Source organism: Kitasatospora sp. NPDC048662 (assembly GCF_055587065.1).
Genome location: NZ_JBVJHA010000001.1, coordinates 247,115 through 256,310 on the forward strand (window position 1 = coordinate 247,115; position 9,196 = coordinate 256,310).

Genomic DNA, 9,196 nt, shown 5'->3' on the forward strand with positions numbered 1-9,196 from the left:
CCGACGCCCCTTTCGGGCACAGAGTTCGGGGGGTGCCGGCGGGGCCCTCGCCACCTGCCGACACGCCTCAATCTAGGCCCTGCCACCGACAGCCGCGGCAGCCGGTCAGTTGTTGTACACCTGCACACCGCCGCTGTCGGCGCGGGCGATCACGACGTGCGGCGCGCCGGGGGTCGAGGGCACCTTCACCTCGGTGCCGCCGCTGTTGGCGCGCGCGTCCACCTGGTACTGCTCCCCCGACGGCACCTTCACCTGCACGCCGCCGGACTCGGTGGACACCTCCGCCCGGGTCGGCGCCTCGGCGAACCGGGCCTCCACCCCGCCGGACTCCACGGACAGCTTCACGTTCTTGGACTTCAGGCCGAAGGCGTTGATCCCGCCGGAGGACACCTTGGCGTCCACGTCGCCCGCCACGTCGTGCAGCTGGATGCCGCCGCTGGTCTGGCTGAGCTTCAGCTTCGTGCCGGCCGGGACGTGCACCTCGTACCCGATCCCGCAGTTGTCGCAGGAGTACGTCAGCTTCAGCACCCCGTCCTTGAGCTCGTGGGTGCCCTGCGGCTCCTCGTCCCGCCAGGACCGCTTCTCCACCACCCGCACCGGCCCGTCGTCGACCCGGACGTCGATCCCCCCACTGGTCCCGTCGACCACCAGCTGATCGACCTGCCCGGGCACCTCGTACGACACCGTCTTGCGCTGCTGGTCGCCCCACGGCCCGCAGCCCACTGCCCCGACCACCAGCAGTCCCACGACCGCCGCCGCCCCCATGATCCGCTTCACCGCGGCCTCCTTTCGACTTCCCCAAGTCTCCCCTCCCCCGGGGCCCCGGCGCCTCCCTCCACGGAGTGGTTCGACCGCCTCCGTCCCCAGGGGGATCCCCTAGGGCCTGTCCGGTCGATCTTGTCGGATCAGCGTGCGGCGTCGGGCGCCCGGCTGGGAGTGCCGGCGAACCGTCCTCGTACTGGGTGTACTTGGATGGTTTGCCGGTGCTTCCAGGCGGGATGATCCGGCGTCGCGCGCCCGGCAAGATCGGCCGGACAGGCCCTAGGTGAAACGCGGGCCGGAAACGCCGCAGGGCGGCCACCCCGAGTGGGGTGACCGCCCTGCGGATCAGCCGAAGGATCAGCCGGTGTACGGACCGTAGTCGTAGTCGTCCAGCGGGACGGCCTGACCGGAGCCCGCGCCGAACGGCGACAGGTCGTAGTCGTCGTAGCCGACGGCCGAGTACATGGCGGCCTTGGCCTCCTCGGTCGGCTCGACCCGGATGTTGCGGTAGCGGGGAAGACCCGTACCGGCCGGGATGAGCTTACCGAGGATGACGTTCTCCTTGAGGCCCAGCAGCGGGTCCGACTTGGCGTGGATCGCCGCGTCGGTGAGCACCCGGGTCGTCTCCTGGAAGGAGGCGGCCGACAGCCAGGACTCAGTGGCCAGCGAGGCCTTGGTGATACCCATCAGCTGCGGACGGCCGGAGGCGGGGTGACCGCCCTCGGACACCACGCGGCGGTTCTCCTGCTCGAAGCGGCCGCGCTCGACCAGCTCGCCCGGCAGCAGCTCGGCGTCGCCCGACTCGATGATCGTCACGCGGCGGAGCATCTGCCGGATGATGATCTCGATGTGCTTGTCGTGGATCGACACACCCTGCGAGTTGTAGACCTTCTGGACTTCGGCGACCAGGTGGATCTGGACGGCACGCTGGCCCATGATCCGCAGCACGTCGTGCGGGTTGGTGGCACCGACGGTCAGCTTCTGGCCGACCTCGACCGCCTCGCCCTCGCTGACCAGCAGCTTGACGCGCTTGGAGACCGGGTACGCGATCTCGTCCGTGCCGTCGTCCGGCGTGACGACGACCTTGCGGGTCTTCTCGGTGTCCTCGATCCGGACCCGGCCGGCCGCCTCGGAGATCGGGGCGACACCCTTCGGGGTACGGGCCTCGAAGAGCTCGACAACACGGGGCAGACCCTGGGTGATGTCGTCACCGGCCACACCACCGGTGTGGAAGGTACGCATGGTCAGCTGGGTACCGGGCTCACCGATGGACTGGGCGGCGATGATGCCGACCGCCTCACCGATGTCGACCAGCTTGCCGGTGGCCAGCGAACGGCCGTAGCAGAAGGCACAGGTGCCGACCGCCGACTCACAGGTCAGGATCGAGCGGACCTTGACCGCACTGACGCCGTTCCGGATCAGCTCGTCCATCAGGACGTCGCCGAGGTCGGTGTTGGCGGTCGCGATCAGCTTGCCGTCGACAGTGATGTCCTCGGCGAGCATGCGGGCGTACACGCTGGTCTCGACGTCGTCGGCCTTGCGCAGCACACCGTCCGCGCCGACCTGGCCGATCTCCAGCTTGAGGCCGCGCTCGGTGCCGCAGTCCTCCTCGCGGATGATCACGTCCTGCGAGACGTCCACCAGACGACGGGTCAGGTAACCCGAGTCGGCGGTACGCAGCGCGGTGTCGGCCAGACCCTTACGGGCACCGTGGGTGGAGATGAAGTACTCCAGCACGGACAGGCCCTCACGGAACGAGGCCTTGATGGGACGCGCGATGGTCTCGTTCTTCGCGTTCGACACCAGACCACGCATACCGGCGATCTGACGCATCTGCATCATGTTTCCGCGCGCGCCCGAGTCGACCATCATGAAGATGGGGTTCGTCTTCGGGAAGTTCGCGGCCATCGCGTCGGCGACCTCGTTGGTCGCCCGGGTCCAGATGCCGACCAGCTCGGACTTGCGCTCGTTGTCGGTGATCAGACCGCGCTCGTACTGCTTCTGGACCTTCTCCGCCTGCGCCTCGTAGCCCTCCAGAATGGCGGGCTTGCTCGGCGGGACGATGACGTCCGAGATCGAGACGGTGACACCGGAACGGGTCGACCAGTGGAAGCCGGCCGCCTTCAGGTTGTCGAGCGTCGCGGCGACGACGACCTTCGGGTAGCGCTCGGCGAGGTCGTTGACGATCGCCGACAGCTGCTTCTTGCCGACCTCGTAGTCGACGAACGGGTAGTCCTCGGGCAGCAGCTCGTTGAAGAGCGCGCGGCCCAGGGTGGTGGAGATCCGGAACGGCTCGCCCTCGGTCCAGGTCGGCTGCCCGTCCTCGTCCACCGGCGCGACCCAGCCGCGCGGCGGCACGGTGCCGGCCGGCATGCGCAGGTCGATCGGGGCCTGGACGTCCAGCTCGCGGGCGTCGAAGGCCATGATCGCCTCGGCGGTCGAGGAGAAGGAACGGCCCTTGCCCTTGACCTCCTCGCGGTCCGAGGTGAGGAAGAACAGGCCCAGCACCATGTCCTGGGTCGGCATGGTGACGGGGCGACCGTCGGCCGGCTTCAGGATGTTGTTCGAGGACAGCATCAGGATGCGGGCCTCGGCCTGCGCCTCCGCGGACAGCGGCAGGTGCACGGCCATCTGGTCACCGTCGAAGTCCGCGTTGAACGCGGTGCAGACGAGCGGGTGGATCTGGATGGCCTTGCCCTCGACCAGCTGCGGCTCGAAGGCCTGGATGCCGAGGCGGTGCAGGGTGGGCGCACGGTTCAGCAGCACCGGGTGCTCGGCGATGACCTCTTCGAGGACGTCCCACACCACGGGGCGGGCGCGCTCGACCATGCGCTTGGCCGACTTGATGTTCTGCGCGTGGTTCAGGTCGACCAGGCGCTTCATCACGAACGGCTTGAAGAGCTCCAGCGCCATGGCCTTCGGCAGACCGCACTGGTGCAGCTTGAGCTGCGGGCCGACGACGATGACCGAACGGGCCGAGTAGTCGACTCGCTTGCCGAGCAGGTTCTGACGGAAACGACCCTGCTTGCCCTTCAGCATGTCGCTGAGGGACTTCAGCGGGCGGTTGCCCGGGCCGGTGACCGGACGGCCACGACGGCCGTTGTCGAACAGCGCGTCGACGGCCTCCTGCAGCATGCGCTTCTCGTTGTTCACGATGATCTCGGGCGCGCCGAGGTCGAGAAGCCGCTTCAGGCGGTTGTTGCGGTTGATGACGCGGCGGTACAGGTCGTTCAGGTCGGAGGTGGCGAAGCGGCCACCGTCGAGCTGGACCATCGGACGCAGGTCCGGCGGGATCACCGGGACGCAGTCCAGCACCATGCCCTTGGGCTTGTTGCTGGTCTGCAGGAAGGCGGAGACGACCTTGAGGCGCTTGAGCGCACGGGTCTTCTTCTGGCCCTTGCCGGTGCGGATGATCTCGCGGAGGCGCTCGGCCTCCTCGCCCAGGTCGAAGGACTCCAGGCGGTCCTTGAGGGCCGCCGCGCCCATCGAGCCGGAGAAGTAGGTGCCGAAGCGGTCGCGCAGCTCGCGGTAGAGCAGCTCGTCGCCCTCGAGGTCCTGGACCTTGAGGTTCTTGAAGCGGGCCCACACCTCGTCCAGGCGGTCGATCTCGCGCTGGGTGCGGTCGCGGAGCTGCTTCATCTCGCGCTCGGCGCCCTCGCGCACCTTGCGGCGGACGTCGGCCTTGGCGCCCTCGGCCTCCAGCTCGGCCAGGTCGGACTCGGCCTTCTTGGCCCGGGCCTCGAGGTCGGCGTCGCGGCGGTTCTCGATCTGCTGACGCTCGACCGAGACGTGCGCCTCCAGGGAGGGGAGGTCGCGCTGACGGCGCTCGTCGTCCACCCAGGTGATCATGTAGGCGGCGAAGTAGATGACCTTCTCGAGGTCCTTCGGCGCAAGGTCGAGCAGGTAGCCCAGGCGGGACGGGACACCCTTGAAGTACCAGATGTGGGTGACCGGGGCGGCCAGCTCGATGTGGCCCATCCGCTCACGGCGCACCTTGGCGCGGGTCACCTCGACGCCGCAGCGCTCGCAGATGATGCCCTTGAAGCGGACGCGCTTGTACTTACCGCAGTAGCACTCCCAGTCCCGGGTGGGACCGAAGATCTTCTCGCAGAAAAGGCCGTCCTTTTCCGGCTTCAGCGTGCGGTAGTTGATGGTCTCCGGCTTCTTCACCTCGCCGTGCGACCACTGGCGGATGTCGTCGGCGGTGGCCAGTCCGATGCGGAGCTCGTCGAAGAAGTTGACGTCAAGCACTGGTCGTCAAGCCCTCTTTCGTGATTCGAGAGTCTGTCTGTTGGTCTGAGGGGGGCCTGGGGGCGGGCCGACCGGGGTCACCGGCCGGCCCGACCTCCGTCAGACCTCTTCGACGCTGCTCGGCTCGCGCCGGGACAGGTCAATGCCGAGCTCCTCGGCGGCGCGGAACACGTCCTCGTCGCTGTCGCGCATCTCGATGGACTGGCCGTCCGAGGACAGCACCTCCACGTTGAGGCAGAGCGACTGCATTTCCTTGATGAGGACCTTGAAGGACTCGGGAATGCCGGGCTCGGGGATGTTCTCGCCCTTGACGATGGCCTCGTAGACCTTCACTCGGCCGAGGACGTCGTCGGACTTGATGGTGAGCAGCTCCTGCAGCGCGTACGCGGCGCCGTATGCCTCAAGGGCCCACACCTCCATCTCACCGAAGCGCTGACCACCGAACTGCGCCTTACCACCGAGCGGCTGCTGGGTGATCATCGAGTACGGACCGGTCGAACGGGCGTGCAGCTTGTCGTCGACCAGGTGGTGCAGCTTGAGGATGTACATGTAGCCGACCGAGACCGGCATCGGGAACGGCTCGCCGGAGCGGCCGTCGAACAGCCGGGCCTTGCCGGTGGAGTTCACCAGGCGCTCACCGTCACGGGTGAGGGTGGTGTTGTCCAGCAGGCCGGTGATCTCGTCCTCGCGGGCGCCGTCGAACACCGGGGTGGCGAGGTTGGTGCCGCCCTCGACGGTGTCCGCGCCGATCGCCTGCAGACGCTTGGCCCACTCGTCGGCGAGGCCGGAGACGTCCCAGCCCTGCTTGGCGAGCCAGCCGAGGTGGATCTCCAGGACCTGTCCCGGGTTCATTCGGGACGGGACACCCAGCGGGTTCAGGATGATGTCGACCGGGGTGCCGTCCTCCAGGAACGGCATGTCCTCGACCGGCAGGATCTTGGAGATAACACCCTTGTTGCCGTGACGGCCGGCCAGCTTGTCACCGTTGGTGATCTTGCGCTTCTGGGCGACGTAGACGCGGACCAGCTGGTTCACGCCGGGGGGAAGCTCGTCGCCCTCCTCGCGGTCGAAGACGCGGACGCCGATGACCTTGCCGGACTCACCGTGCGGCACCTTCAGCGAGGTGTCGCGGACCTCACGGGCCTTCTCACCGAAGATCGCGCGGAGCAGGCGCTCCTCCGGGGTCAGCTCGGTCTCACCCTTCGGGGTGACCTTGCCGACCAGGATGTCGCCGGTGACGACGTCGGCGCCGATCCGGATGATGCCGCGCTCGTCGAGGTCGGCGAGGACCTCCTCGGAGACGTTCGGGATGTCCCGGGTGATCTCCTCGGGGCCCAGCTTGGTGTCACGGGCGTCGACCTCGTGCTCCTCGATGTGGATCGAGGAGAGGACGTCGTCCTGGACGAGGCGCTGCGACAGGATGATCGCGTCCTCGTAGTTGTGGCCCTCCCACGACATGAACGCCACGAGGAGGTTCTTGCCGAGGGCCATCTCGCCCTCGTCGGTGCACGGGCCGTCGGCCAGCACCTGGCCGGCCTCCACCCGGGCGCCCTCGTCCACGAGCACCTTCTGGTTGAAGGCGGTGCCCTGGTTGGAGCGGGTGAACTTGGCGGCGCGGTAGGTGTTGTACGTGCCGTCGTCGTTGGCCACGGTGACGTAGTCGGCCGAGACCTCCTGCACCACACCGGCCTTGTCGGCGGTGATGACGTCCGCGGCGTCGACGGCGCAGCGGTACTCCATGCCGGTGCCGACCAGCGGCGCCTCGCTGCGCAGCAGCGGGACGGCCTGGCGCATCATGTTCGAGCCCATCAGCGCGCGGTTGGCGTCGTCGTGCTCGAGGAAGGGGATCATGGCGGTCGCGACCGACACCATCTGGCGCGGCGAGACGTCCATGTAGTCGATCTCGGTGCCGGGGATGTAGTCGATCTCGCCGCCACGGCGGCGGACCAGGACACGCGGCTCGGCGAAGGTCAGCTCCGCGGTCAGCGGGGCGTTGGCCTGCGCGATGACGTAGCGGTCCTCCTCGTCGGCGGTCAGGTAGTCCACGGCCTCGGTGACGACACCGTCGACGACCTTGCGGTACGGGGTCTCGATGAAACCGAACGCGTTGACCCGGCCGTACGAGGCCAGCGAGCCGATCAGACCGATGTTCGGGCCTTCGGGGGTCTCGATCGGACACATGCGGCCGTAGTGCGAGGGGTGCACGTCACGGACCTCGAAGCCGGCCCGCTCACGGGACAGACCACCGGGGCCGAGCGCGGACAGACGACGCTTGTGGGTCAGGCCCGACAGCGGGTTCGTCTGGTCCATGAACTGCGACAGCTGGCTGGTGCCGAAGAACTCCTTGATGGAGGCGACGACCGGCCGGATGTTGATCAGGGTCTGCGGCGTGATCGCCTCGACGTCCTGGGTGGTCATGCGCTCGCGGACCACGCGCTCCATGCGGGCGAGGCCGGTGCGGACCTGGTTCTGGATCAGCTCGCCGACGTTGCGCAGGCGACGGTTGCCGAAGTGGTCGATGTCGTCGACCTCGATGACAATGTCGCGGCCCTCGTCATCACGCCACTCGGTCTCGCCGGCGTGCAGCTTGACCAGGTACTTGATGGTGTTGATGATGTCGGGCTCGGTGAGCACACCGGAGTCCAGCGACTCGGCGTTGCCGAGCTTGCGGTTCACCTTGTAGCGGCCGACCTTCGCCAGGTCGTAGCGCTTCGGGTTGAAGTACAGGTTCTCCAGCAGCGTCTGCGCGGCCTCACGCGTGGGCGGCTCGCCCGGGCGCAGCTTGCGGTAGATGTCGAGCAGCGCGTCGTCCTGGCCCTGGGTGTGGTCCTTCTCCAGGGTGGCGCGCATCGACTCGTACTCGCCGAACTCCTCGAGAATCATCTCGCTGGTCCAGCCGAGGGCCTTCAGCAGCACGGTGACCGACTGCTTGCGCTTGCGGTCGATGCGGACACCGACCATGTCGCGCTTGTCGATCTCCATCTCCAGCCAGGCACCGCGGGAGGGGATGATCTTCGCGGAGAAGATGTCCTTGTCGGACACCTTGTCCAGGGTGGAGTCGAAGTAGACACCGGGGGAACGCACCAGCTGGGACACGACGACACGCTCGGTGCCGTTGATGATGAACGTGCCCTTGTTGGTCATGAGCGGGAAGTCGCCCATGAACACGGTCTGGGACTTGATCTCACCGGTCTCGTTGTTGGTGAACTCCGCGGTGACGAAGAGCGGGGCCGCGAAGGTGAAGTCGCGGTCCTTGCACTCGTCGATGGAGTTCTTCGGCGGCTCGAAACGGTGGTCCCGGAAGGTCAGGGACATCGACCCGCTGAAGTCCTCGATCGGGGAGATCTCCTCGAAGATCTCCTCCAGACCGGACTTGGTGGGGACGTCCTGACCGCTCTCCAGGGCTGCCTCGACCCGGGACTTCCAGGCCGCATTGCCGAGCAGCCAGTCAAAGCTCTCGGTCTGCAGGGCGAGGAGGTTGGGGACCTCGAGGGGCTCCTTGATCTTCGCGAACGAGACGCGGAGCGGGGCGGTGGATGCGGAATTGTTCGAGGCGTTGCGCGGCGCGGCCAAGAGGGGGGTCCTTCCGAGGGCTCGGAGCTCACTACGCGCATACCGTCCGGGCCTTGGCCGAGGCGGAAAACCCCAGGTCAGGACAGGGGCCACTCCGGGCGACGAGTCACGGAGCAGCTAACAGGCAGCGCAAAGGGACAGTGTAGCCAATGGCGACACTGCTAGCAAGCCCTGATTCGGAGACCGAATCGGACGCTCCTCCCGTACAACCGACAACCCGGGCAGTGATCCCTCACCGGCCGGGCCGTCGCACCCACTCCTGCGTCACCGGGAACCTTCCCAGTGCCGCCGCCGAATATGCATCGGAGGCGGTTCCGCTTGGGCACGCGCCTTGAGAATCGCGCGCCGCGTGCTGTTCGTCAAGGCCCCCACCAGGGTGCGGACCTCGCAGTGCCCATCGTCGCAGCCGCTCCCGGCGTTACACACGGCCCGTGACGGGGTCGCGACGACAGCGATCACCCTACCCCCGGGGACCGACAGGATCCGAGTCCACCATCGGCCGAACGAAGCCCGGCCGGAAGAGCACCTCTCAGAGAGAGGAGAAAGTCACTTGACGGTGACCTTGGCGCCAGCGCCCTCGAGCTGAGCCTTCGCCTTCTCGGCGACGTCC

The 9,196-nt window shown here is 67.7% G+C and carries 3 protein-coding genes; all 3 read right to left on the reverse strand.

What is annotated here, in order from left to right; genetic code table 11:
- Positions 1–105 precede the first annotated feature (105 nt).
- Positions 106–777: a DUF4097 family beta strand repeat-containing protein gene (locus ACZ6R9_RS01140; RefSeq protein ID WP_465535694.1), complete on the reverse strand. Its 672-nt coding sequence runs from the start codon at positions 775–777 to the stop codon at positions 106–108.
- Between the two features lie 342 nt (positions 778–1,119).
- Complete coding sequence (locus ACZ6R9_RS01145; protein WP_380486793.1) at positions 1,120–5,013, reverse strand: DNA-directed RNA polymerase subunit beta'; 3,894 nt, start codon at positions 5,011–5,013, stop codon at positions 1,120–1,122.
- A gap of 99 nt (positions 5,014–5,112) precedes the next feature.
- On the reverse strand, positions 5,113–8,586 hold the full coding sequence (rpoB, locus tag ACZ6R9_RS01150; RefSeq protein ID WP_380486795.1) for a DNA-directed RNA polymerase subunit beta: 3,474 nt from the start codon (positions 8,584–8,586) through the stop codon (positions 5,113–5,115).
- Positions 8,587–9,196: the final 610 nt, after the last annotated feature.